General features: G+C 67.1%; 27 protein-coding genes. 11 read left to right on the top strand and 16 right to left on the bottom strand.

Features of this window, described 5'->3' with window-relative positions:
- Positions 1 to 73 precede the first annotated feature (73 nt).
- Entirely contained in the window at positions 74 to 961 is an 888-nt protein-coding gene (locus tag FOH10_RS25585) for a LysR family transcriptional regulator (RefSeq protein WP_143982636.1), read from the bottom strand.
- A gap of 105 nt (positions 962 to 1,066) precedes the next feature.
- Between FOH10_RS25585 and FOH10_RS25590 the strand changes: the two genes are divergently transcribed.
- Together FOH10_RS25590 and FOH10_RS25595 are read left to right on the top strand one after the other, a co-directional pair.
- Complete coding sequence (locus FOH10_RS25590) at positions 1,067 to 1,792, top strand: SDR family NAD(P)-dependent oxidoreductase (protein ID WP_143982637.1); 726 nt, start codon at positions 1,067 to 1,069, stop codon at positions 1,790 to 1,792.
- Positions 1,793 to 1,809: 17 nt separating this feature from the next.
- The gene (locus tag FOH10_RS25595; RefSeq protein ID WP_143982638.1) at positions 1,810 to 2,628 is read left to right on the top strand and encodes an NADP-dependent oxidoreductase; all 819 of its coding nucleotides are present in this window, start codon (positions 1,810 to 1,812) and stop codon (positions 2,626 to 2,628) included.
- 130 nt (positions 2,629 to 2,758) lie between these two features.
- On the opposite strand, the gene FOH10_RS25600 is transcribed toward FOH10_RS25595, so the two are convergent.
- Positions 2,759 to 3,355: a TetR/AcrR family transcriptional regulator gene (locus FOH10_RS25600; RefSeq protein ID WP_186000585.1), complete on the bottom strand. Its 597-nt coding sequence runs from the start codon at positions 3,353 to 3,355 to the stop codon at positions 2,759 to 2,761.
- A 177-nt stretch (positions 3,356 to 3,532) separates the two neighbouring features.
- On the opposite strand from FOH10_RS25600, the gene FOH10_RS25605 reads away from it, so the two are divergent.
- The gene (locus tag FOH10_RS25605) at positions 3,533 to 4,174 is read left to right on the top strand and encodes a class I SAM-dependent methyltransferase (protein ID WP_221937875.1); all 642 of its coding nucleotides are present in this window, start codon (positions 3,533 to 3,535) and stop codon (positions 4,172 to 4,174) included.
- Positions 4,175 to 4,679: 505 nt separating this feature from the next.
- Here FOH10_RS25605 and FOH10_RS25610 read toward each other — a convergent pair.
- Positions 4,680 to 4,874 carry a hypothetical protein gene (locus FOH10_RS25610; RefSeq protein ID WP_143982641.1) on the bottom strand — a complete coding sequence of 65 codons (195 nt, stop codon included), beginning with the start codon at positions 4,872 to 4,874 and terminating at the stop codon, positions 4,680 to 4,682.
- An 816-nt stretch (positions 4,875 to 5,690) separates the two neighbouring features.
- Here FOH10_RS25610 and FOH10_RS25615 point away from each other — a divergent pair.
- Together FOH10_RS25615 and FOH10_RS25620 are read left to right on the top strand one after the other, a co-directional pair.
- On the top strand, positions 5,691 to 5,978 hold the full coding sequence (locus FOH10_RS25615; protein WP_221938080.1) for a hypothetical protein: 288 nt from the start codon (positions 5,691 to 5,693) through the stop codon (positions 5,976 to 5,978).
- On the top strand, positions 5,968 to 6,423 hold the full coding sequence (locus FOH10_RS25620) for a transposase (RefSeq protein WP_244961372.1): 456 nt from the start codon (positions 5,968 to 5,970) through the stop codon (positions 6,421 to 6,423). Before FOH10_RS25615 ends, FOH10_RS25620 begins: the two co-directional genes overlap by 11 nt.
- A 249-nt stretch (positions 6,424 to 6,672) precedes the next feature.
- On the opposite strand, the gene FOH10_RS25625 is transcribed toward FOH10_RS25620, so the two are convergent.
- Both FOH10_RS25625 and FOH10_RS25630 read right to left on the bottom strand, forming a co-directional pair.
- Entirely contained in the window at positions 6,673 to 7,152 is a 480-nt protein-coding gene (locus FOH10_RS25625) for a DUF4265 domain-containing protein (protein WP_143982642.1), read from the bottom strand.
- A 17-nt stretch (positions 7,153 to 7,169) separates the two neighbouring features.
- The gene (locus tag FOH10_RS25630; protein WP_186000586.1) at positions 7,170 to 7,631 is read right to left on the bottom strand and encodes a hypothetical protein; all 462 of its coding nucleotides are present in this window, start codon (positions 7,629 to 7,631) and stop codon (positions 7,170 to 7,172) included.
- A 138-nt stretch (positions 7,632 to 7,769) separates the two neighbouring features.
- On the opposite strand from FOH10_RS25630, the gene FOH10_RS34990 reads away from it, so the two are divergent.
- Both FOH10_RS34990 and FOH10_RS25645 read left to right on the top strand, forming a co-directional pair.
- Complete coding sequence (locus tag FOH10_RS34990) at positions 7,770 to 8,465, top strand: SMI1/KNR4 family protein (protein WP_186000587.1); 696 nt, start codon at positions 7,770 to 7,772, stop codon at positions 8,463 to 8,465.
- 83 nt (positions 8,466 to 8,548) lie between these two features.
- Positions 8,549 to 9,073, top strand: a complete 525-nt coding sequence (locus FOH10_RS25645; RefSeq protein ID WP_143982644.1) for a hypothetical protein — start codon at positions 8,549 to 8,551, stop codon at positions 9,071 to 9,073.
- 153 nt (positions 9,074 to 9,226) lie between these two features.
- Here the strand turns inward: FOH10_RS25645 and FOH10_RS25650 are convergent, their stop codons facing one another.
- From FOH10_RS25650 to FOH10_RS25670, 5 genes are all read right to left on the bottom strand, one after another.
- Positions 9,227 to 9,499: a transcriptional regulator gene (locus tag FOH10_RS25650; protein ID WP_221937877.1), complete on the bottom strand. Its 273-nt coding sequence runs from the start codon at positions 9,497 to 9,499 to the stop codon at positions 9,227 to 9,229.
- Between the two features lie 52 nt (positions 9,500 to 9,551).
- Positions 9,552 to 9,941, bottom strand: a complete 390-nt coding sequence (locus FOH10_RS25655; RefSeq protein WP_143982645.1) for a hypothetical protein — start codon at positions 9,939 to 9,941, stop codon at positions 9,552 to 9,554.
- Between the two features lie 124 nt (positions 9,942 to 10,065).
- Positions 10,066 to 10,653 carry a hypothetical protein gene (locus FOH10_RS25660; RefSeq protein WP_143982646.1) on the bottom strand — a complete coding sequence of 196 codons (588 nt, stop codon included), beginning with the start codon at positions 10,651 to 10,653 and terminating at the stop codon, positions 10,066 to 10,068.
- 175 nt (positions 10,654 to 10,828) lie between these two features.
- Positions 10,829 to 11,050: a hypothetical protein gene (locus tag FOH10_RS25665; RefSeq protein ID WP_425326101.1), complete on the bottom strand. Its 222-nt coding sequence runs from the start codon at positions 11,048 to 11,050 to the stop codon at positions 10,829 to 10,831.
- Positions 11,051 to 11,182: 132 nt separating this feature from the next.
- Positions 11,183 to 11,641 carry a WapI family immunity protein gene (locus FOH10_RS25670; protein WP_221937878.1) on the bottom strand — a complete coding sequence of 153 codons (459 nt, stop codon included), beginning with the start codon at positions 11,639 to 11,641 and terminating at the stop codon, positions 11,183 to 11,185.
- A 122-nt stretch (positions 11,642 to 11,763) separates the two neighbouring features.
- Here FOH10_RS25670 and FOH10_RS25675 point away from each other — a divergent pair, with 122 nt between their 5' ends.
- Entirely contained in the window at positions 11,764 to 12,057 is a 294-nt protein-coding gene (locus tag FOH10_RS25675) for a hypothetical protein (protein WP_143982648.1), read from the top strand.
- A gap of 342 nt (positions 12,058 to 12,399) precedes the next feature.
- Here FOH10_RS25675 and FOH10_RS25680 read toward each other — a convergent pair whose 3' ends face one another.
- Both FOH10_RS25680 and FOH10_RS25685 read right to left on the bottom strand, forming a co-directional pair.
- Positions 12,400 to 12,750 carry a hypothetical protein gene (locus FOH10_RS25680; protein ID WP_244961373.1) on the bottom strand — a complete coding sequence of 117 codons (351 nt, stop codon included), beginning with the start codon at positions 12,748 to 12,750 and terminating at the stop codon, positions 12,400 to 12,402.
- A 634-nt stretch (positions 12,751 to 13,384) separates the two neighbouring features.
- Positions 13,385 to 13,714: a hypothetical protein gene (locus tag FOH10_RS25685; protein ID WP_143982649.1), complete on the bottom strand. Its 330-nt coding sequence runs from the start codon at positions 13,712 to 13,714 to the stop codon at positions 13,385 to 13,387.
- A gap of 186 nt (positions 13,715 to 13,900) precedes the next feature.
- On the opposite strand from FOH10_RS25685, the gene FOH10_RS25690 reads away from it, so the two are divergent.
- Together FOH10_RS25690 and FOH10_RS25695 are read left to right on the top strand one after the other, a co-directional pair.
- Positions 13,901 to 14,797, top strand: coding sequence for a helix-turn-helix domain-containing protein (locus FOH10_RS25690; protein ID WP_143982650.1), 897 nt, complete (start codon positions 13,901 to 13,903; stop codon positions 14,795 to 14,797).
- Positions 14,787 to 14,996 carry a DUF397 domain-containing protein gene (locus FOH10_RS25695; protein ID WP_143982651.1) on the top strand — a complete coding sequence of 70 codons (210 nt, stop codon included), beginning with the start codon at positions 14,787 to 14,789 and terminating at the stop codon, positions 14,994 to 14,996. The genes FOH10_RS25690 and FOH10_RS25695 overlap by 11 nt, the downstream gene beginning before the upstream one ends.
- A 72-nt stretch (positions 14,997 to 15,068) precedes the next feature.
- On the opposite strand, the gene glpD is transcribed toward FOH10_RS25695, so the two are convergent.
- On the bottom strand, positions 15,069 to 16,808 hold the full coding sequence (gene glpD, locus FOH10_RS25700; RefSeq protein ID WP_143982652.1) for a glycerol-3-phosphate dehydrogenase: 1,740 nt from the start codon (positions 16,806 to 16,808) through the stop codon (positions 15,069 to 15,071).
- A 194-nt stretch (positions 16,809 to 17,002) separates the two neighbouring features.
- Here glpD and glpK point away from each other — a divergent pair, with 194 nt between their 5' ends.
- Positions 17,003 to 18,499, top strand: a complete 1,497-nt coding sequence (glpK, locus tag FOH10_RS25705) for a glycerol kinase GlpK (RefSeq protein WP_143982653.1) — start codon at positions 17,003 to 17,005, stop codon at positions 18,497 to 18,499.
- A 230-nt stretch (positions 18,500 to 18,729) separates the two neighbouring features.
- Here the strand turns inward: glpK and FOH10_RS25710 are convergent, their stop codons facing one another.
- From FOH10_RS25710 to FOH10_RS25720, 3 genes are all read right to left on the bottom strand, one after another.
- Complete coding sequence (locus FOH10_RS25710) at positions 18,730 to 19,917, bottom strand: aminotransferase-like domain-containing protein (RefSeq protein WP_143984318.1); 1,188 nt, start codon at positions 19,915 to 19,917, stop codon at positions 18,730 to 18,732.
- Positions 19,918 to 20,086: 169 nt separating this feature from the next.
- A complete protein-coding gene (locus FOH10_RS25715) occupies positions 20,087 to 21,445 on the bottom strand; it encodes a DUF8176 domain-containing protein (protein WP_244961374.1) in 1,359 nt (452 codons plus the stop codon).
- 91 nt (positions 21,446 to 21,536) lie between these two features.
- Complete coding sequence (locus FOH10_RS25720; RefSeq protein WP_244961375.1) at positions 21,537 to 22,619, bottom strand: hypothetical protein; 1,083 nt, start codon at positions 22,617 to 22,619, stop codon at positions 21,537 to 21,539.
- Between the last annotated feature and the right edge of the window lie 166 nt (positions 22,620 to 22,785).

Genomic DNA, 22,785 nt, shown 5'->3' on the forward strand with positions numbered 1-22,785 from the left:
ATCCCTTCTACGGTGTCATGAGCTGTGACCGGTCGGGGGCCGCGAAATCATCGGTCGGGGCGGCTGCCTTCAGTCAGTTGACATGCGACATGCCCGGTCGGATTACTTCGCCGGACGCCGGCCAGAGGCATGTCGCGGTGCGGACGAGGTCGGCGACGGCCGTGGATCTGCTGTGCGGTGGCCAGGCTATGACGGTCGTGACCGGTGGTGCGTCGGGCACCGGCACGATGGCGTGATCGTCTTGCAGCCGGGCTCGAAGCGACTCGGGCATGACCGCGCAGGCCCGCCCCAGCCTGATCAGCTGGGTCAACTGGGTGTGGTCGCGAACCTTCGGGCCGGGACCGTCCGAAAACGTTCCATCCGGTCGGGGCCAGCGCGGCAGCGGTAGGTCGGTCAGAGCGTTGATCTCGGCCATGGACAGGTGCGGGCGGTTAGCGAGGGGATGCTCGGCGGGCAGGACCAGAACCTGCCGTTCGTTGCGCAGGTCCTCGGTGTCGAATCCGGTCGTCGTGTCGTAAGGCCGGTGCAGGAGAGCGACGTCGGCACTTCCGTTGCGTAGCAGTCTTTCCGGTTCGCTGGGGCCGCACAGCACCACGTCGACCGCGACTGCGCAGGGATCGGCGGCGTAGGCGTCCAGCAGTGTCGACAACAGTTCGCTCGATGCTCCTGCCTTGATGGCCAGCACCAGCCCTGGCTGGTCGGTGGCGGCACGACGGGTGCGGCGTTCGGCGGCTTCGACCGCTTCGAGGGCGAGCCGGGCCTCCCGCAGCAGTACCGACCCGGCCTCGGTCAACCTGATCGCGCGGGAATCGCGGTGCAGCAGCACGACTCCGAGTCGTCGTTCCAGCTGCTGGATGGCCCGCGACAGCGGCGGTTGCGCCATCGTGAGCCGTTGTGCCGCGCGCCCGAAGTGCAGCTCCTCGGCCACGGCGACGAAATATCGCATCTCCCGCGTCTCCACCGAATCATGGTATCCGGCGCTGACCAGTGCCGATACCCGTGCGGTATCGCCGACCACCCGATCGGTCTTGGACGCCGCACCGAGCGGCGCAGCAGGATCGGCGGTGTGAGCGAACAGACGATCGCGCTGGTGACCGGCGCGAACAAGGGAATCGGATATGAGATCGCCGCGGGGCTGGGCGCACTCGGCTGGCGAATCGGCGTGGGCGCGCGGGATCGGCAACGCCGCGACACCGCGGTGGAGAAGCTGTGCGCGAGCGGGATCGATGCGTTCGGTGTGCCGCTCGACGTGACCGACGACGCGAGCGTCGCCGCCGCCGCCGCGCTGATCGCCGACCGAGCCGGCGGACTCGACGTGCTGGTCAACAATGCCGCCATCACCGGCGGTTCGCCGCAGATTCCCACCTCTCTCGACCCCGCGACCGTGCGAAACGTCGTGGACACCAACGTGATCGGCGTCATCCGGGTCACCAACGCGATGCTGCCCATGTTGCGCGGATCGGCATCACCGCGAATCGTGAACATGTCCAGCAGCGTGGGCTCGCTCTCCCTGCAGACCACGCCCGGCATCGACATGGGGCCGGTTCCCACCGCCTACCTGGCGTCGAAGACCTTCCTCAACGCCATCACCATCCAATACGCACGAGAACTGAGCGGCACCGGCATCCTGATCAACTGCGGCTGCCCCGGTTTCACGGCCACCGATCTCAACGGGTTCCGAGGCGTCCGCACACCGCGACAGGGCGCGGCCATCGCGATTCGCCTCGCGACCCTGCCCGACGACGGACCGACCGGCGAATTCCACGACGACGCTGGAGCAGTGCCCTGGTGACGAGTACGCCGAAGGCTATGAAAGCAGTGCGGTACAACGAATTCGGCGGAATCGACGTGCTGCGAATCGACGATGTCGACCGCCCGGTGCCCACGGCCGGGCAGGGTAGCGACCTCGCCGGAGTCGTCGTCGAGCTCGGCGGCGGTGTCGAACGATTCTCGCCCGGTGACGAGGTGATCGGATTCTCCGAACGGCGGTCGGCTCAGGCCGAGCTGGTCGTGGTCGACATCGACAACCTCATCCCCAAACCGGACAACGTCCCCTGGGAGGTGGCGGGCGGCCTCTACGTCGCAGGCGTAACTGCATGGGGTGCAGTACATTCCGTACAGCTCGAGCAGGGTCGGACCGTGGTCGTCTCCGGCGCGGCCGGTGGAGTCGGCTCGCTGGCCGTGCATCTCGCCCGCCGTGCCGGAGCCACGGTCATCGGCCTGGCGAGCGAGCCCGGCCACGAGTGGCTGCGGAGCCACGGCGTCATTCCCGTCGCATACGGTGACGGCGTCATGGGCCGGATCGAGGTCGCCGCACCGAACGGCATCGATGCCTTCATCGACACCTTCGGCGACGGGTATGTCGAACTGGCCCTCGCTCTCGGCGTCACGCGCGAGCGAATCGACACCACCATCGATTTCGCGGCAGCCGCGAAGTACGGAGTCAAGACCGAACCCGGCCCCAGGACCAGACCGGCCGCCGAGGTGCTCGCCGAACTCGCCGACCTGATCGCCGCCGGGTACCTCGAAGTCCCCATCGCGAACGTCTACCCGTTGACGCAGGTCCGCGACGCCTACACCGAGCTCGAACGCGGGCACACTCATGGCAAGATCGTGCTGCGGCCGTAGCCGGAGCCCGCCTCGCCGTCTCTAGCGAAGTGTTCTGGGGCGACGCAGAATAACGACGCCGAATGATGCTGCGCTGCTGCATCGTCGGCCTGGTGTTCCCTGCGGGACCCACGCACCGGCGGCTGTCGGTTTACCGGTCTCGATGGTCGTCGCGCCTTGGAGTGGGGGTCTCACCGGACGGTAGTATCATGTTCAAAGTCATTGCGGCGATGCGTTCTTCGAGGCGCCGCCGGTCGGGCATGACCGCGGTCCGGAATCGGTGCGCGGACAGGAATGACAGGAGCATCCAGGCAACAGCCTCGGGGTCGAGGCCGGTGTGCAGCTCGCCGTCGTTTTGGCCGCGTGCGACGATTTCCGACAGTGCTGTTGCCAGGTCGCCGAGGTGCTGCCGTACGGCGGCTTCGATCGCTGGTTCCGCAGCGAGAGTCATGGCATCGGCGAAGATGACACCCAACGAGCCCGGGGCGTGTAGTTCGTCGATGTGGTCAGGGCTCAGCAGCTGCCTCAGCAGCGCGCCGACGGAATCGGCGCGTGCCGCGAGGTCGCTCAGCATCGCGACCATGCGACCGGTGGCGTGTGCCACGGTCGCGGCATAGAGGCCGGTCTTCGAGCCGAAGTTCTGGAACAGTACAGGCTCGGTGACGCCGAGGCGGGCGGCGATCTGCCCCATGGTGGCCCGCTGGTAGCCCGACTCCGCGAACACCTCGGTGGCGGTGGTGATGATCAATGCCCGCCGGTCGGCGCCACTGAGCCGAGTGCGGGGCCGATCGTGGGGTGCCGACGGGCGGGAACGGGCCATGCCGTCATCCTAACCACTCTTGCACCATAACTTAGTTGCGACTAAGTTGTGGTCTATCTTAGTCGTCACTAAGTTAAGGAGTGGGCCATGGGCCTCGGACGTCTCTTGCATAACAGTCCAGATCCCGGCACCGAGGGACTGACCATCGATCACGGTGTCGGGTATGACTTGTTCGGTGCGGTGTTCTTCGGCGGGCGCCGCGGGCGGGTGTATCGGCGGTTGGCCGAACTCGTTGGCGCGCGCGGCGGTGACCGCGCCCTCGACATCGGTTGCGGCACCGGATATTTGACGCGCGAACTGGCCGTCGTCGTCGGCGCCGGAACGGTGGTGGGGGTGGATCCCTCCGCGACAGTGCTGCAGCGGGCCCGGGCGGTCACGGGCGCACCGAATTGCACCTACACCACCGGCGTCGCCGAATCGTTGCCCGCTGCTGATGAGTCCTTCGACATCGTGGCGAATTGCCTCATGCTGCATCACCTTCCGGAGGATCTGCGGGGCCGCGCGCTGGGCGAGATGTGGCGGGTGCTGCGGCCAGGTGGCCGATTGCTGATCGGTGAGTTCCGGCCGCCGGCGAACCCACTCGGCAAACACCTCATCGAGGCGTTGACCGGCCCGGCGATGGCGCACAATCCGCTGCACCTGCTCGAGCCGATGGTCGCCGACGCTGGGTTCGAGGTCGCCAGTGCCGGGGACCTGCATCCGTGGATCCGCTACGTCACCGCGATCAAGCCCGGGACCGGGGCATGAAGTGCAGCAACTCTTCCCACCTTCGCCTCGGCATCGCGCGGTGGGCGGTACCACTACTGGTCGGCTTCGGGGTGGGGCTCCATTTACTGCTGGGCGCGATGATCTGGCTCGCTGTAGCGGGTGTGGGAATCGCCATCGCAGTCGCAGGGCTCCTGACTCACATAATCGTCACCCTATGGGGCATCCGCCGAACTCGTCGGGCATCGAGTAGGAACCGGTGAGAAGAGGCGGTAGGTCGGCACGGAGGTAGCGCCGGTAGCTGCCGAAAACCTAACGACTCGGCGCGACACGGTTGCGTCCAGCAGGATGGCGTACGACCGGACGAGGTCCGGTCGGCGTCGGAGAAATCTCGTTCTCGGGCTCGTCGCCGAGTCGAATTCTTGCTGTTCTTTGCCGTAGGTCCCTCAGCGTGGCCGAAGAGTGATTGCGACGCGACAAGGCACACACTCAGCATGAGCGAACGACGTGTCCGACCTCACCACGGCATCATCTGCCACGGCGGTGATCACAACGCGATCGAATTCTGCGCTTCGCCCTGGTGGCTGTGCAACAAGATCCGAAACCCTTTGGGCTCGGGCGTCGTTGCCATTCGCTCGGCACGAACATGAACGGCCCGGAATCCACTCTGGATCAGCGCAATCTCCACTGCGCTGATCTCGGAGAGGTTCGAGACCAGCAGCTCGAAAACGAGATCCTCCACTCGTGCGGACACTATCCACTCGAACACGCGGCAGGCCAGCGCGAAACGCGACCTTGCTGCAGGACGACTTTGACGTAGCCGTCTCAAACCGGGCGATCACCGGCGGTATGTCGATCGGCTGCGGCCCGGTCCGGTCGGCTGCGAGGTGTCCGTGTTGGAGGTCGGGCTTGCTGACAAAGCTCAGAATTCGGATCGTCACTCTTCATCTGGGCCGACCTGTGGGCCGACGGCCTTTCCGATCTCGGGGCGGCTACGCTCTTCGAGTTCGGAGCGCTCGGGCTCGACTTGGGTATCGAATGAGCATGTAAAGGGTGTGTGGTCGGAGCCCGGTACGTCCGGGTAGATGCTCCGGGCGTTGAAACTCACCGTGATGAAGGCACACCGGCACGTGTGGTCCAGTCCGAGTTCGGGTACGGGCAGCCAAGAATCGAAATCCCATCGAACAGCCGCCATCTCGCCCCCAGCGGCCTCCAGTACGGATTCGACCGATCCCGGTTCTACACCAGTGTCTGAGGTGTATCGGCAAGCTTCCGTGTAGATCGTCGCCACTTTCCGACCACGGGACTGGGGCGCAGGGGTCCTGATCGGGTCGATAGGCCCACCAGTCAGCCTGGGGCAGCAGTGCCGTCAACGGGTCAAGGGCCTCTGCTGATGTCACCCGAATGTCGAAATCGACCTCGACCTCGCTGGGCTTACCGAGATTGAATTCGTTGTGTCGCTGGGCTTGACGCTGTTCGGTGGTGGGCGGGGTACCCGGTTGGGGTGCGGTCGAAGGGGCCACCATCGCTGCCGCTGCTCTCCGATGATCACTTCGCGGTGTTGGAAGCCGAGCTGGCCAAGCGCGCGGTCGCGCACGGCTGGCCCGACCAGCGCTGGACCCTGGCCCGAATCACCACCGTGATCGGCGGCCCGTCGGGCGGTCGAACGCAGCGAGGACGCGATCGCCGACTGGGTGAAGGATACGTGGCCGCGGGTAAAACGACCGCGGCGGCGCTCGATGCCCGGCTCGTCTTCGAGGACGAGACCGGGTTCACGGGTGACGTCGCCGACCGCCCGCACCTGGTCCCAGCGTGGCCATACTCCGATCGTCACCGTGCGAGGTAGGTCGCGGCGGCAGGTCTCGATCGCCGCACTGACCTGCCACAAACCCGGCCATCGATCCCGGCTGATCTACCGGCCCCGCCGCCACATCCGGGTGAGCGATCGAAAGAGCATGTCGGAGAACGACTATCGCGACCTGCTCGATGCCGCACACGCCCAACTCGGTGAACCGATCGTGTTGCTCTGGGACAACCTCAATACCCACACCTCGGCGCGGATGCGGTCGATCGCCGCCGCCCGGGACTGGCTCACCGTCTTCCAGTTGCCTTCCTACGCACCGGAGCTCAACCCGGTGGAAGGCATCTGGTCGCTGCTGCGACGCGGCTTGGCCAACACGCTGTTCACCGACCCAGCTCACCTGATGACCGCCGTCCGCAGTCGGCTACGCCGCATCCAATACCGGTCCGGGCTCATCGACGGCTGCCTCACCGAAACCGGCCTGCAATGACGACATTACCAAAACAACCTCAGTAGCCAACTCCAACAGCCGGTCGACCACGTCTAGCGCCTCAGCGATCTCGAATGTCCGAAACGCCGGAAACGCGGCAGAGTTGCCCACTGGTCGGATTCTTACAGCTTCAGCTGATCCACGCGAGGGGTTTGCTCCCTGCCTTCGGCATTACGGGGCATTCGCCTGACACGCCGAGGTCGCTGGATACGCGCGCCGGTGGCGTCGGAAGTAGTGGACAGCTCGGCACTACAGGCCAGCCGCCGCCCGCCATTCATCGGTGACGGAACCTTCCTCGTAATGCCACCGACCCTCCTCCTCGCCCACAACCACCAGCCGTTTCACCGCGTGCAGGTCGGCACTGGCCGGCACATGCAGGGCGACCAGGTTGAACTGGGCCAGGCCCTCGCCCTCAACCCCCAACGGCGCGAACGCATCCAACACCGCCTGCCTGGCCGCAACCTCACCGCCGCCACCGATCGGGATGATGCGAATGGTGCAGTTGTCGGAATACTCCACCACTTCCTCGACCCACAACACGCCATCGTCATCAGCGGCGACCCGCACAACGTCCCCGGACGCGAACCCACGAACGAAGAACGGGATGTTGTTCAGCTCAACACAATCACCGTTGCGCCGGTTCGCCCACATGCTCTCGGCCCCGGCAGGAGGCCATCCGCCCTCATCTTGCGGCAGCCGGAAAACGACCTTCACCAACTCACCCGACATCGTTGCCTCCTGTCCCGCTACCACCTGGACAGCATGTCAGCTCGCCCCGATCCCCGCAGCAGTCCCTTTCCGGTTGTTTGGTTGCGGGTCGCCCACCGTCGTGTGGTGTGGTGGGTGACCTCGGTCGGAGGTTCCCGCAGTTCGACTCGCAGGCCGGGCACCACCTCGAATGCCCACCGGTCGACCGTGTCGTCGCTGATGATGTCGCCGGGGCGGGTCAGGTAGATGAACGCACCGGCGCGGTGCTCGGTGACGGCGTAGGTCAGTTCCTCCACCCACTGGGTGACCGAGCCTCCGATCCAGCGGCCTTCCGCGGTGCGGGTCCGGGGCAGCGGGTCGCGGGAGATGGTGCCCGCGACGTTGTAGATGGTGGCGATGTCGGCGGGATTTCGGCCCGCGGCGCGGCGGCCTCGTCGATGATGGGTCGGCCCCGGGTGACTTCGAGGCTGCGCCAGTCGGCGAGGTGGCCAGGAATCCATCCATCGGCGTGGCGGCCGGTGAGCGCCAGCATCTTCGGGCGGTCGGCGCGATCAGCGGCATTACGGTGCGTTGGATGCCCTCCACATCTAACGCGCCTGCGCCCGGGCGGTGGCGGTGCCCGTCGCCATGGTCACCGAATGACCCATCCCGCTCCGCGCACCTTCGACCATGTTTGGACTCGTTTCCTGCATCAGCTCGGCAGGTACTCACCCGCCTCCGTCGCGACTCTGCAACCCGGCGCCACCGCCGAACAGATCGCGCAACTGGAAGCTGGCCAGGGTTTCGCGCTGCACCCCGACGTCCGGGCACTGCTCGAACATCACAACGGCACTGTGTACGTCGACGGGAATGCCGTCGAAGGCGCCGAGTTCCTGCCGATGGCGTACATGCTCGACTCGATCGACCGGATCCTCGACGGTCACGAATGGCGCACTACCTTCAGCGCCGAGAATCGAGCGTCGGGAATGCCCGAGGAAGCACTTTACGGCCATGCCCACCAATGGGTTCCGATCGCTCACTCCATCGACGCCGGCATCTTGTTCGTCGAGCACCGCCCCGGACCGACCTACGGCCACGCTTTCGAAGGCACCCTGTGGGCCGCAAAGCTGCCAATCGCCTTCGGAGACACCGATTCCCCGGATGTCTACCTGGACCAGGGCGTACCCGGCCTCGACCAGATCCCGGTCCTGGATAGCGCCCTGGGCCAGTCCGGCATCGAGTTGCATGATCGCGTGCCGGGGTCCGCCTGTTGGCCAAGGGATTTGGATGGTCCTCCAACGCGCGGGTCGCGGCAGATCAGTGCGTCCGGAGAAACGAGCATAGTCGTCGGATGATCGGTCGACGGCACGGCACTCAATAGCTGTCCGGCGGCACTCAGCAGGCAGTCGGCCTCGACGAGTTCAGTAGGCTGCCGACCATGAGTCCTCTCTGGCGCGGGGCAACCCGGATATTTCTGCGCAGCGGCCTGGTTTTCGGCATTGTGATGGCGCTCTATCTGGGATTGATCTCCGGCTCCGTGTGGGCTGGGGTGATCGCCGGATTGATCGGCGGGCTCCTGTTCGGTGCCATCATCACTGGACTGTCCATGATGCGGGCACGACGCGATGGCACCGGCCACGAGCTCGGAGCCGCGGTGCGCCAGCAGGTTTCGATCGACGTGCAGCGGCCCGCCGGGGAGGCGTTCGCGATGGCCGAACGAGTACTGGCCGAGGTACCGGCGACCATCACGCGGCGCGATCCAGCCGCTGGTGTACTCACCGCGCGCACGAAGGTGTCATGGATGAGCTGGGGCGAGAACCTGCAGGTGGTGGTAGCCGAGCGGCTCGACGGCAGCACTGTGGCGGTCTCCAGTCGTCCGCGCCTTCCGATCACGACCGTCGACTACGGCCGCAATCTCCAGAACGTGCGGTCGATGGTGCGGGCGCTGACCGTACCGACGTAGTGGCCTACCGCAGTCGATAGGATTTCGCACAGGCGATGCGTCCGCAGGACCGCTCGAGATTCGGTCACGGTTCAGGCGCGGCCTGTCCGCCTTTGCGGGTGAGGGCGGCGAGGGCGGCTAGGTGAGCGTGGTAGGCGGTGCGGCCCTTGGGGGTCAGGGCCAGCCAGGTTCTGGGTTTACGCCGACGTAGCCCTTGGTGACGTCGAGGTAGCCGGCGCTCTCGAGTGTGGTCATCGCTTTGGACAGGGTGGATTTGTTGAGATCGCACATCTCGGCGATGACGAGGAATTCGGCCTCGGCGCAGCCGTCGAGGAATGCCACGAGCTTGAGGCGTGGCACAGTCGCGAACAGTTCGTTCAGTTCTTCCATGGCGCATGCCGCAATCGCGGTTTCCCCGACGGGCGTGCCGACACGTACCAAATCCACACGCCCAGAATCAGACTGGTCAGCAGCCGCGGCCACACCCGGTACTCGGAGTTCACCCAGACCTGGCACGGCACGATGACGAGCGCGGCCACCACACGGCCTCGTCCTTCCACGGCGATGGCTCACGCGGGACGACCCCGCGTGCACGCCGCAGATCCCGCATCCACCAGAGGACCTTGAAATTCGCAACGATGATGGCGATTCCGGCGACCACAAGGATCGCTCTGACCACCAGCGACAGATTGTCCTCGATCACCGTCTCGATCAGCAGCATGGCCAGCGCCGTGAGCACACCAGCCGCAACAGGCCCCCACCTGGGCACCGCGGCAGCCTCATGAGCCTGCCGGGTCGCGGCGGCTGCGGTGTCCAATGCCTGTTGTGGGGTCTGGCGTCCTGCGTGGATCAACCGGAGGTAGCCGATCGCGGTGAGGCGAAATCTCACGATGGGGTCCGTTCTGTCGGGATGTGGGTGTCGAGCCGGTTTCGATGACACACCTCGCGGCGGCGACATCCGGTGGGGGTCAGACGCGGCGAGCGGGCGCGACAACTGGCCGCGGGCGGCAGTATCAGCTGAAGTACAGCACGTCGACCCCCGGAGCATTCTGCTTCACAGCTTGCTCCAGCCGCGTGCGATTCAATTCCCAGCCGATGATCCGCCGGCTCGCCGTGAACAGTCCCGGTGACGGGTGTGGAATGCCGAAATCGTGGACGCCGTCTCGCCATGAGGCGGGCGGATTCGGCAATGCCGATGGTCGATCTCGCGTAGCCACGCAGATGTAGGTCAAGGGATGGCGCCCAGGTTCTGTCACCACCGCAACCGAGGTGAGCTGGCACCACGGAACGCGCACAATCCCTTTCCGGTGACCCAGGATCGGAGACTCGCCCAGCGTGATACCGGTGGCGTCAACACGCAAGGCGACACGACGTGACCACGTCAGGTTCAGGATCTGGTAGAGGTAGACCAGACCACCCCCGCCGAAGAACCCCAGGCATGCGATCCGTAGCAGGAGCGGACAGCCGGGAAGGAAAGCAACGAGAGCGAATCCCGCGCACACGGAGATCGTCGATACATCCTGCACGGTGAAACCGAACCGAACCTCGTAGACCCGGTTGCCCACCTGCCCATCCTGATCCGTCACTTCGTACTCCTGCACCGGCCGATGGGACGGCCCTCGCCGAGGACGCTAACCGCCGGGCATTAACGAACCATTGGCATCCGCTTGGAACAGAGTGCGCAGGTGAAAGACATACTTTCCGGCCTACGGAGCACCCAGCACCACGAGCGCCCCACCGCAGGTGGGGCGCTCGCCGTATCGCTATCCCCTTCGATCAGTCGGCGGTGAGCGAAACCGGGTCCAGGACTTCCCGGCGCGCCTCCGGCGCTTCCAGGCGCAGCGCGTCGGCGGAAGTGTCGTCGGGCTGGGTCTGGGATTCGATCTCCGCGCGCACACGGGCCTGGTAGGTGCTCACCTCGCGAGCGATATCGGCCTCTTCCCAGCCGAGCACGGGAGCGACCAGGCGGGCCACCTGGTCGGCGCAGTCGACGTACACGCCGCGCCACCGGGCGGCAGTTCGACGCGCTGTACTCGGCAGATCAGTACGTTCGTCGGCGGATACCGCAGCCCGCGCCAACCCGCGCAAGCAGCGGCAGAATCGTGTATTCGCCCTGACACGGACTGCCTATCATCCCGGATACGGCTCGATCTCGGTGGCCCATTCAGACGCCGCAGCTGAGATGGACCCACCAGTGAGACGACAGGAGACGACATACGGGTTGCCCGCGCGAGTACGTCGTTGCCACGGTGGTGAAAACTCGAGGTCCAGGCTGATACTCAACTCGATCGGCTCCGCTTCGCTCGTATCGAAGGACAACGCGAGATTGGGCTCGGTGAACCTCAGCTGTGTAATGGGACGTTCGCCACCGACCAGCACATTCGCAACCCGTTGCAGCCACTGTTTCAGGGCCACCGCTTCCGGGGGTGTCATCGCCTGCCAGCGAAAGGGCCAGTCGCCTTGCGGAGAGTAGGCAGACCCCTCGATGACGAGCCAACTCCGTCGTATTCGCAGATCGGCAGCATCCGGGAATTGGTAGCCCACAATGCGTAGCTCTACCCCGTGGCCCTCGCTATCGATCAGCTGCATCGATCCAGCCTTCCACAGCATTTGGCTACATCGTCAGGGTTCAGCTTGACATCCAGCTGCGGCCGGTTTGGTCAGCGCGGTATGCGGCATGACAGGATATCCCCGTAGGGATGGAGGGTATTGTGGACGGTCAACTGCTTCCGGATGGGTGGACCATCGATGAGATCCGGCGACGCGCTAAATCCGAGAGTGCTGTTCTGCTGGATCCCAGCACCCGGGTATACCTGGCCCCGAACGGCTCCGACCAGTCAGATCCATTGAACGTGGATCTGATCCTGGATTTCAGTGGCCTGTGCCTCGCCCGGTGCGTGGACGATGCCGAGTGGTACATGGGCAACCGAGGAACAGCGGGCGAACCGATCTTCTGCTGGTCGAGTTACGGCGACGACTTGGGCACCGCAATCGATAACCTCTAACGCGTCGGCCGGTTCGCACAATGCAATCGTGCGGGTTTCGATCACGGACACCGCACTCAACTCGGCTACGTGCGGACACCACGACGGCCTCGAGATACCCGGGCCGTTGATCTTCAGCTAGTTAGTGCGCCGGCCGCTGCGGACCGCGCGGGACGAGACAGGAGCGGATGCGGCACGGGCAGCTTGCAGCAAGATCATCCGGGCTAGTCTCGCACTATTGCAGCAGAATTGGCCTTCTGACACCGTACGGGCGCTGGGGAGTGCGGGATAAGGCCGGTTTCCTGAACTCGGCAGAGGAGTACGTCTCGCCGCGGCGCTGGCCCGGACCCCTCCCGACCAGCTCTAGATATCACGAGGGGTGATGTAGGCGTTGGTAACCACGCCGGTAATCCCGGCCCCCATGGCGCAGTGCGCGGTCACGTTCGGGCCACTGGCCAGGGTGGAAACCGTGTAGCTGTACGGGCCGATCGCCGGGCCCCCGCCGAACGGCCAGTTCAGGCCCCAGCAATCGACGGTCAGGTCGTAGAACGCGTCGCCGCCCACCGGGCATTGGGCTGAGGCGCTGAACGCGTCCCGCTGCAAACCACAATCCGATGGCGCTGCCGCCTGAGCCGTACCGGACCCCATCATCGCTACACCCATGCCGAGCATCGCGGCGGTGGCAGCCAATCCAGCGATTGCCTTGCGCCTCATCTCAACTCCCGATCGTTGTGGGCGGTTCCAGGTGTGTACTGCCCCGGACTCGCATGCCTTGCCGACTTAAGCGTGCTTTCGGCCGATATTCTGCCGGTTGAGTTCTTGAAATGTCGACAGCACGAAGATCGTAGACACCGATTGGCAAACATGGCGGCCGGCTCGGCGAAACGTCGACTCCCACTGCGCCGATTCAACGAGCGTGGAGTCCGATCGTGCACCTGGATTCGTTATGCATACCGATTACGCACCTGCCGTAGCTTTGCTCATCGGAATTCTCGTGTTCACCACCCTCGTGGTAGTGACGCTTCGGTGGCGCGGCAGATCATGGCTCGTATTGGTGCTCGGTGGTGTGGCCGCAGCGGTCATCGGCTATGCCGTGGGCCTGGAGGCGATCTTCCTGATGTGGTGAAGCACGGAGTCGACTTCCGTGTTCGCGCCCGAGAATCGGCAGATCAGTGCGTTCAGCCTAGGTCAGTCGGAGTCGCACACTGTCGCGGTACGGGTCGTCTGCGTCAGTTCGAGGATCGGGAGCGGAGGGCCGATATGTCCATCGGGCCATAGGAAAGCCCAAGTTCCGTCGTGGAATTGGATCCAGCCGAGCGGCTGGTCGTCGCCGGTCGGTGCCGGGGTGTCATCGCCGTGGGTCGGCATCGGATCGGGGGTAGGTGTTGTCCGGGTCGATGGTGATCACGGCTACGACGTTCAGGAGGGCGGGGGGTACGGTGTCGCCGTCGAAATGGGCTGTGCTGGGGACGAAGACGGCGCTGGCGGATATGCGGGTGATGGTGGATTTCAGGGCCGCGAGGGGTGGTTTGCCGGTGCGGCCGTCGAGGACGATCATCTTGGCGAAGTCGAAGCCGCGGCGGGAGGCGAGGCCGCGGATCTGGGACTCGTCCCAGGCTTGGCGGAGGCCGCTGATGTCGGAGCGCAGGTAGCCGATCGCGGTGGGGCGAAATCTCATGGTGAGTCCGTTCTGTCGGGATGTGGGGGTGTCGGGCTGGTTTCGATGACACACCTCGCGGCGGCGACACGCGGGCCGAAACGGCGGGGCCGAAAGAAGTGCCCGGAAATCGCTGAACGGGCACCGGTGCAGGTGGGAGCATTTCTTCGGAACGGTGAACTCGACCTCCCCGAATCGGAGGATGCGATGACCCAGGCGAACGGTGAGGCGGGTTCGACGCTGCCGCGGCGTCAGCTCGGCCGGTATCTGCTGGAGTGGCGCAGCCGCGCCGGATACACCCAGGCGAAAGCCGCACAGCTCTTGGAGATCGGGGCGACCAGTCTTGGTCGGCTGGAGAAGGGGGAGAATTCGCGGATCAAGTCGCGGGATATCCAGGCCGCGTGTGATTTGTACGGTGTGCCGGAGGATTTGACCGCGGCGTTGGTGGGGTTGGCGAGACAGGCGAATGTCAAGAACTGGTGGCATCAGTACGGGGATCTGATCCCCAAGGACTTCGACGTGTATGTGGGGCTCGAGGCCGCGGCGGCGAGAATCATTACGTACCAGCCGGAGTTGGTGCCGGGGCTGTTGCAGATCGCCGACTACGACCGGGCGCTGGCAACGAGCCGACCGGACGATACCGACGACGAGCGGGAGCGGCGCGTGCAGTTGAAGATGCAGCGCCAGCGCATAGTCACGCGCAAGACCCAGCCCGTCCGATTGGATGTCGTGGTCGGTGAGGCCGCACTGCACCGAATCGCTGGCAGCCGAGGCGTTATGGCCGCACAGCTACGGCACCTGGCCGATAGGTCGACCGACGAGAACGTCGAGCTTCGCGTACTCCCCTTCGCCGCAGGCTTTCCGAGCGGGATCTCGATGCCGCCCTTCGTCGTACTGCAGTACGGGGAATCCGCACCCGGCGAGCCGGTCGAGCCGCCTGTGGTGTTTCTGGAAGGCGTGGTGGGCAACTTGTACATTGAGGACGCGGACGACGTGGTGAGCTTCGCACGGTCATACGATCGAATACGGAACGCGGCGCTCGACTGCACCACCAGCCGACAGTTGCTCAGGCAGTTAGCAAGGGAGTACGGAAGTGGGCATTGATCTCTCCGACACGCACTGGTTCAAGAGCAGCCACAGCCAGCATGGTGGCGAATGCGTAGAGATCGCATATCTCGACGGCGGCATGGTCGGCGTCCGCGATTCCAAGAACCCAACCGGCCCCGCGCTGATCTTCACCGCCAGCGAGTGGAGCTCCTTCACCACGCGGGTGAGCACCGGAGAACTCCACCGGCCCAACTGATCTCACCCCGCCGAAGCGAATGCGAGCGCCCCACCACAGGTGGGGCGCTCGCCGTATCGCCGGAGCTGTCGATCAGTCGGCGGTGAGCGGGACCGGGTCCAAGACCTCCCGGCGCGCCTCCGGCGCTTCCAGGCGCAGCGCGTCGGCGGAGGTGTCGTCGGGCTGGGTCTGGGATTCGATCTCCGCGCGCACACGGGCCTGGTAGGTGCTCACCTCGCGGGCGATGTCGGCGTCCTCCCAGCCGAGGACGGGAGCGACCAGGCGCGCCACCTGGTCGGCGCAGTCGACGCCGCGGTCGGCGTATTCGATGGAGATGCGGGTGCGGCGGGCCAGGATGTCGTCCAGGTGCAGCGCGCCTTCGGCTGCCGCCGCGTACACGGCCTCCACCTGGAGGTAGGCGGGGGCGGCGGTGATCGGTTGCAGCAGATCGGGTTTGCCGTCCGCCAGGCCGAGCACCTCGTCGATGAGGGAGCCGTAGCGGTTGAGCAGGTGCTCGATGCGGTAGGGGTGCACGCCGTACTTCTCGGCGAGATGCGGGACCTGGTTGAGCAGGGCGTGATAGCCGTCCGCGCCGAGCAGCGGCACCTTCTCGGTCACCGACGGCGACACCCGGCGCGGGATGTCCACCAGCGCCGCGTCGACGGCGTCGTAGGCCATCACCCGGTAGGTGGTGTACTTGCCGCCCGCGATCGCCACCAGGCCGGGCGCGATCCGAGCCACGGCGTGTTCGCGCGACAGCTTGGAGGTCTCGTCGCTCTCCCCCGCCAGCAGCGGGCGCAGGCCCGCGTACACACCGGTGATATCGGCGTGCGTGAGCGGCGTGACCAGCACCTCGTTGATGCGGTCGAGCAGGTAGTCGATATCGGCCTTGGTGGCGGCCGGATGCGCCAGATCGAGATTCCAGTCGGTGTCGGTGGTGCCGACCACCCAGTGGTTGCTGCCCCACGGGATCACGAACAGCACCGAGGTGGGTGTGCGCAGGATCAGGGCCGCGTCGCTGGCGATGCGGTCGCGCGGCACCACGATGTGCACGCCCTTGGAGGCTCGCACATGGAATCGGCCGCGCACATGCGACAGCGCCTGGATCTCGTCGGTCCACACGCCCGTGGCATTGATGACCACGCTGGCGCGGGCCTCGGTGGTGCGGCCGTCCTCGCTGTCGCGCACCTTCACTCCGACCACCCGGTCGGCCTCGCGCAGGAAGCCGACCACCTGGGTGGAGGTGCGGATGGTCGCCCCGTAGTGGGCGGCCGTGCGCGCCACCGTCATGGTGTGACGGGCATCGTCGACCAGCGTGTCGTAGTAGGTGACGCCGCCGGTCAGCGCGCTGCGCTTGAGCCCGGGCGCCAGCCGCAGCGCCCCGTGCCGGGTCAGATGATGCTGTCCGGGAACGGATTTCGCGCCGCCCATGGTGTCGTACAGCAGCAAGCCCGCGGACACATAGGGGCGCTCCCAGCCGAAATGGGTCAGCGGGTAGAGGAACTTCAGCGGCTTCACCAGATGCGGCGCGAGCTTGGACAGCGCCAGCTCCCGCTCCCGCAGCGCCTCGCGCACCAGCCCGAACTCGAACATCTCCAGGTAGCGCAGGCCGCCGTGGAACATCTTGGAGGAGCGGCTCGAGGTGCCCGCCGCCAGATCGCGCGCCTCCACCAGCGCCACCTCCAGACCGCGGGTGGCGGCGTCGAGCGCGATACCCGCGCCCACCACGCCGCCGCCGATCACGATCACGTCGAACGGCTCCTTACCGAGCCGTTCCCAGGCAGCGGCACGCTGCTCCGGGCCCAGGAACTGAGAGTGCGGGTGCTTCGCCATGCTCGACTCCTCCGGCCGACCGGCGCGCCGGAGGCTCCGGCGACGCGGCATTCGTATCGATGACGCTCGTGGCTCTGGTGTGGTTGCCCACGGGTAACCGGACACCAGCCTAACGCGGTCGTTCGCGACAGGAAGGAACGACGGGGCCTGTGTCATCCGCCCGTATCGGCCCGTTCGCACGGTAGCCTGCTCCAATGCGTCGCTATGTGGCCGCCATCGATCAGGGTACGACCTCGAGCCGGTGCATCGTCTTCGACCAGCGCGGGTCGATCGTCGGCGTCGCGCAACGGGAGCACGAGCAGATCTTTCCGCAGCCGGGCTGGGTCGAGCACGATGCCGAAACCATTTGGCGCAATACCGAATCCGTGATCGCCGAAGTCCTGGAGAAGACCGGCCTGAGCGCGAGTGACATCGCCGCCGCCGGAGTCACCAATCAGCGCGAGACCACCGTGGTGTGGGATCGCGGCACCGGCAAGCCGATTCACAATGCCATCGTCTGGCAGGACACCCGCACCGCCGCGCTGGTCGGCGAACTGGGTGGCGGTGACGGCCCGAACCGGTACGCCGATCGCACCGGCCTGCCGCTGTCCACCTACTTCGCGGGGCCCAAGCTGCGCTGGATTCTCGATCACGTACCCGGGGCGCGGGAACGCGGGGAGAACGGCGAACTCTGCTTCGGCACCATCGACAGCTGGGTGCTGTGGAACCTCACCGGCGAGCACATCACCGACGTCACCAACGCCTCGCGCACCATGCTCATGGATCTGCGCACCCTGCAATGGGATCCGGAGATCTGCGCGGAATTCGGTGTGCCCGTCGCGATGCTGCCCACCATCCGCAGTTCGTCGGAGGTGTACGCGGACATCACCTCCGGTGCGCTGCGCGGCGTTCCGGTGGCGGGCATTCTCGGCGATCAACAGGCCGCCACCTTCGGACAGGCGTGCCTGTCCCCCGGCGAGGCCAAGAACACCTATGGCACCGGCAATTTCATGCTGATGAACACCGGCACCACCCCGGTGTTCAGCGAGCACGGACTGCTCACCACCGTCTGCTATCGGCTCGGTGCGGAACCGGCCGTCTACGCGCTGGAGGGCTCCATCGCGGTCACCGGCTCGCTGGTGCAGTGGCTGCGCGACAATCTCGGCCTGATCAGCACCGCCGACGATGTGGAGGAGCTGGCCCGGTCGGTACCCGACAACGGCGGCGTCTACATCGTGCCCGCGTTCTCGGGACTGTTCGCACCGCGCTGGCGTCCCGACGCCCGCGGCGTGGCGGTGGGGCTGACCCGATTCGCCAACAAGGGCCACTTCGCCCGAGCGGCCCTGGAGGCCACGGCTTTTCAGACCCGGGAGGTCCTCGACGCCATGCGCGCCGACGCGGCCGCCCAGCGGCTGGACGTGGAGCTGGTGACCCTCAAGGTCGACGGCGGCATGGTGGTCAACGACCTGCTCATGCAGTTCCAGGCCGATATCGTGGACGCTCCGGTGGTGCGCCCGGTCGTCACCGAGACCACCGCGCTCGGAGCCGCCTACGCGGCCGGGTTGGCGGTCGGCTACTGGGCCGGCACGGAGGACATCCGCGCCAACTGGTCGGAGGACAGGCGCTGGAAGTCCACCATGACCGATACCGACCGCGACCGGCTCATGGCCGAGTGGAACAAGGCGGTGGAACGCACCTACGACTGGGTGTGAGCGGGCGAATCACGCGGGTATGAGCCGGAATCCGGCTCCGGCACCACCCCGCCGATCGAGGTCCGCCACGATCGCGGTCATGGCATGCGGCCGTCGAGCCGGGCAGGGAATCGCCGAAACCGCCGGGGACAGCACCGAATCGCACCGCATTCCTTCCGTCGACCGCACGGGGGCAGCCGTGATCCCGTGTCGGGGAAGACGATACGTTCCGGTCCTCGGACCGTGGACGGTCAGCCCCGCACGGCGGCGTGGGCACCGGCCAGGCGGTCGACCGCCCGGCCCAGGGTCTCCGCGTCGGAGGTGGTGAAGCACAGGCGCATGGCGTGGCTGTAGTCGGTGGCGACCGCGAAGGCCGAACCGGGCACGTACGCGACGCCCGCGTCCAGGGCGGCGGGCAGCAGGGCGTCGGTATCGGTGCCGTCGGCGAAATCCACCCAGACGAACATGCCGCCCGCGGCGTCGGTGCTGACCACGGCGTCGCCGAAGCGGGCGCGCACCGCGTCGACGAGCGCCTTGGCCCGGGAGCCGTAGGCGGTGCGCACGGAGTCGACATGCGCGGCCAGCCATTCGGCGTCGGCGAGGAGGTCGGTCACGATCTGCTGGGTGAGCGCGGAACCGCACAGGTCCGCACCCTGCTTGAGGAGTTCCACCGCGCGGCACACCCGGGTGGGCGCGACCATCCAGCCCACCCGCAGCGCGGGTGCGAGGATCTTGGACGAGCTCGACAGCCGAATCACGTTGGGCGAGTAGGTGGCCACCGGATCGGGGGACGGCCGGTCGAACCAGAGCTCACCGTACGGGTCGTCCTCGATGATCCAGAAACCGTACGTCTCGGCGAGTTCGGCCAGCTCCCGGCGACGGTCCGACAGGAGCGTGACACCACCGGGATTGTGGAAGTTGCTGACGGTGTGCACGACGGCGGGCCGCTCGCCGCGGGCCAGCAGTTCGCGCAGGACGTCGAGGCGCATGCCGTCGGCGTCCAGGGGCACGGCCTCGATTCGCGCCCCGGCGGCGCGAAAGACCTGCAACGCACCCACATAGGCCGGATCCTCGACCACCACCAGCGCACCCGGATCGAGCAGCACCTCGGCGAGCAGGGACAGCGCCTGCTGCGAACCGTGCGTGACGAACACCTCGTCGACCGGCACCGGGCGGGCCAGGCGGGTGGACTCACGTGCCGCCAGCACCTCGCGCAGCGGACCCCAGCCCGGCGATTCGGTGTACTGCAAGCGCGAACGGTCCGTGAGGGCGGCGTCGGCGGCGCGGGCGATGCGGTCACGCGGCATGAGTTCGGCATCGGGCAAACCACCGGCAAGGCTGATGATGTCGGCGCGCGCGGTGAGTTTGAGCAGATCGCGAATCGCCGAACTCCGCAGCCCGTCGAGGCGCTGAGACAGGGGTGGAGTGAGCGGCGACATGGACACCTCCGAGGGAAAGCCGGGGTTCGCGGAACTCCACTGTTTCACAGCGCTACCAGAATATGAAATGTGATTCTCATATTCTGAGATCTTCTGTGTTCTAGCCGGTACCGGGGCGCGCACAGCGGCCGCACCCGCGCAGGCGGCGGGCCCGACCCGCCGCCTGCGCTCAGGGACGCTCGTTGATGGCGACGATCAGATGCCTGCCGTCACGGTTGACCGTGGTGATGTGCTGCCGGTACACGGTGGTGGTGCCGTCCGGGCGGTGCTCGGTGAGGTCGGCGTCGAAGATGTCCGGGGTGATCTCCACAATGCGCAGGCAGTAGGTGGTGCCCGCCGGAATCACCTCGTCGATGGCCTGCTGAATGGTGTCGGCCGGGGAGATGTTCAACGCGTCCGGAGCCACGAACTCGCGCGCCTTGGTGCCGCTGCGCTGCGCGTAGAAGGCGTGCTGGAAGCCCAGGATCGCCTCCGCCCCGGAGGCGGTGGACCCCGGGCCGTTGCCGACCGTGACCTTGCCGTCCTTGCGGGCCGGACAGCTCAGGGCGGCACTGCTCGTGGCCGCCGCCCCGGTGGTGACCGGAAGCGGATCGGCGGACGCACCGTCGTCGGAGCCGCCGCCCCGGGTGATCAGCGCGACCGTCACCACGACGGCGATCAACGCCACGACCGCGCCCGCGACCAGCAGCAGCCGACTCCGGCCGCGGCTCTCCGGCTCGGGCGGCGGTGGCGGCGCGGTCTTCGGCGCGAGCATCTTGCCGATGGGATCATCCGCCCACGACAGCGATTCCCGTTCCGTGCCGGTGGATTTCGACGCCGAGGTGGACGAGCGCGCCGGTTCCGGCGCGGCGGGTGGCGGGTAACCCGACTCACCGCCGCCGCGCAGCCACGACGACTCGCGACCGGAGTTGGTGGTGTTGATCCCGCCCGCGACGGCCCAGCCCGAGGACTTCTTCGGCGCGGGCGGCACCTGGTCGCCGGACAGGCGCACGGTGGCGTCCGGGTTGGCGGCGGAATCAAACCGCGCGGTCGGCGGCGCAGGAGTCGATTCCGGCGCACGGTACTGCGGTCCGTCCACCGGCCGCCACCCGATCTCGGGGCTGGGCGACGGCGGCGCGGCCGGAGTCCACGCCGCGGCACCCGAATCCGGAGCCTTGCCGAACTCCGACAGCGGCGGACCGAAATCGGAGAGCGGCGGGCCGAAATCACTCTGCGGCGGACCGAACTCGCCCTGCGGCGGACCGAACTCGCCCTGCGGCGGACCGAACTCGCCCTGCGGCGGGCCGAATTCCGTCAGCGGCGGGCCGAAACCCGCGTCTTCCGTGCCGTTTCGCGCGCTGTCGGGAAAATCGCGGCGCGACAGCTGCTCGGTCTCCTGCGCGTCCGGATCGGCCGTCGGCTCCGCGTCGGCCGTCACCGCATCGCGCGACAACTGCTCCGTGGGGCGCGACTCCAACCCGTCCGACTCCGGCGGGAGCCCGGACTGCGCGTTCGCGGCGTCCGCGGTCTCATCCTTGCCGGAACCCATCACCGGTGTCCTTTCCCCACGCATGCACTGAGGGCGGCCGCGAACGACCGCCCCCACGCGACAAACTCAGCTGCCGGATTCGACCTCGAGGTCAGTACTGGACCGAACCACCCCACTGGGTGGTCGCACCGCCGACCTCGATCGTCTGGGCGGGCAATTCGCCCTGCGGGAGCTTACCAATTTCGCCCAGCGCCGCCAGTGCCGCGGAGCCACCCGGCTGCAGGCGGATCCAGCCCTCGGCGGCCGCCTTGGCCGCATTGGCCTGGGTGGTGTCCACGGTGAACTCGACCTTGCGGTCCTCGGCGCCGCCGCCACCGACGAAGCCGGTCACCTTGATGGTGTTGGCCTCGATGAACTCCAGCGAGACACCGGCCTCACCGTAGCCGCCCGGGGTGCTGTAGCCGACGGTGCCGACGTAGCCGTCCAGGTTGCTGAAGTGGTGGGTGTTGGCCGCGAAACCGGGCAGCAGCGCACCGCCGTCGACGTTCGCGCCGACCTCGGTGTGCGGGCCCGTCATCTCCACCACGGGCGCGGCGGGAGCGGTCTCGACCACGGGGGCCTCCCAGCGCGGCTGCACCGTCTCCGGGCTCGTCAGGGTGTCGACCGGGGTCTCCTCGTCCGGCTGGACCGCCTCCGCGTCGGCCTCGGGGGCCTGCGCCTCCGGCTGCGCCGGAATGGTGGTGCCCGGCTGGCGCGGGGTGTTCACGGCGGGCTCGGCCGGATTCTGCTGACCCGGCACCGGCAGCGGCGCCACCCGCGGGGTGGTCACACCGGGCTGCGACGGCGACGGCTGCGGCGTCTGGGCGCCGGGCTCGGCCGGTGCGCCGGGGTCGGTCTGGGTGCCGGGCTGCGTCGTGCCGGGCTGAGTCCCCGGCTCCGTGGTGCCGGGCTGCGTGGTCCCCGGCTGCGTGCCCGGGGTCTCCCCCTGCGGTACCGGCTGCTCCGGATTGACGCCCGGCTGGCTCGGCGTGGGCCGGTTCTCGGGCTTGCGGGTGTTGTCCGGCTGCGGGGCCGGGGCGCCACCCGTGCGGGGCTGTACCTCCGGGTTCTCGCCCTCACCCGGCTGCGCCGGCGCGGTCGGCGAGGCGTTGGGATCGTTCGGAACGGCATTGGCCGGGGTGGACATCAGTGTGGCCGCCACGGCCGCACCCGCCACCGTTAGGGAGGTGCTCACCTTCATGCGGTTCGGCTTGCGGTGCTTCACTTCTCGTGTATCCCTTTCGATCCCTCATCCCGCGCGCGTCACGCGGGTGACCGCGAGTTCGCACCGGTAGGGACCGGAAAGGGTTGCACCCCCGACAATCTCGCGATCGCCCGACCGATCGCTTTCCCGCCGCGAA

The organism is Nocardia otitidiscaviarum (genome assembly GCF_007362295.1).
GTDB classification, from domain to species: domain Bacteria; phylum Actinomycetota; class Actinomycetes; order Mycobacteriales; family Mycobacteriaceae; genus Nocardia; species Nocardia otitidiscaviarum.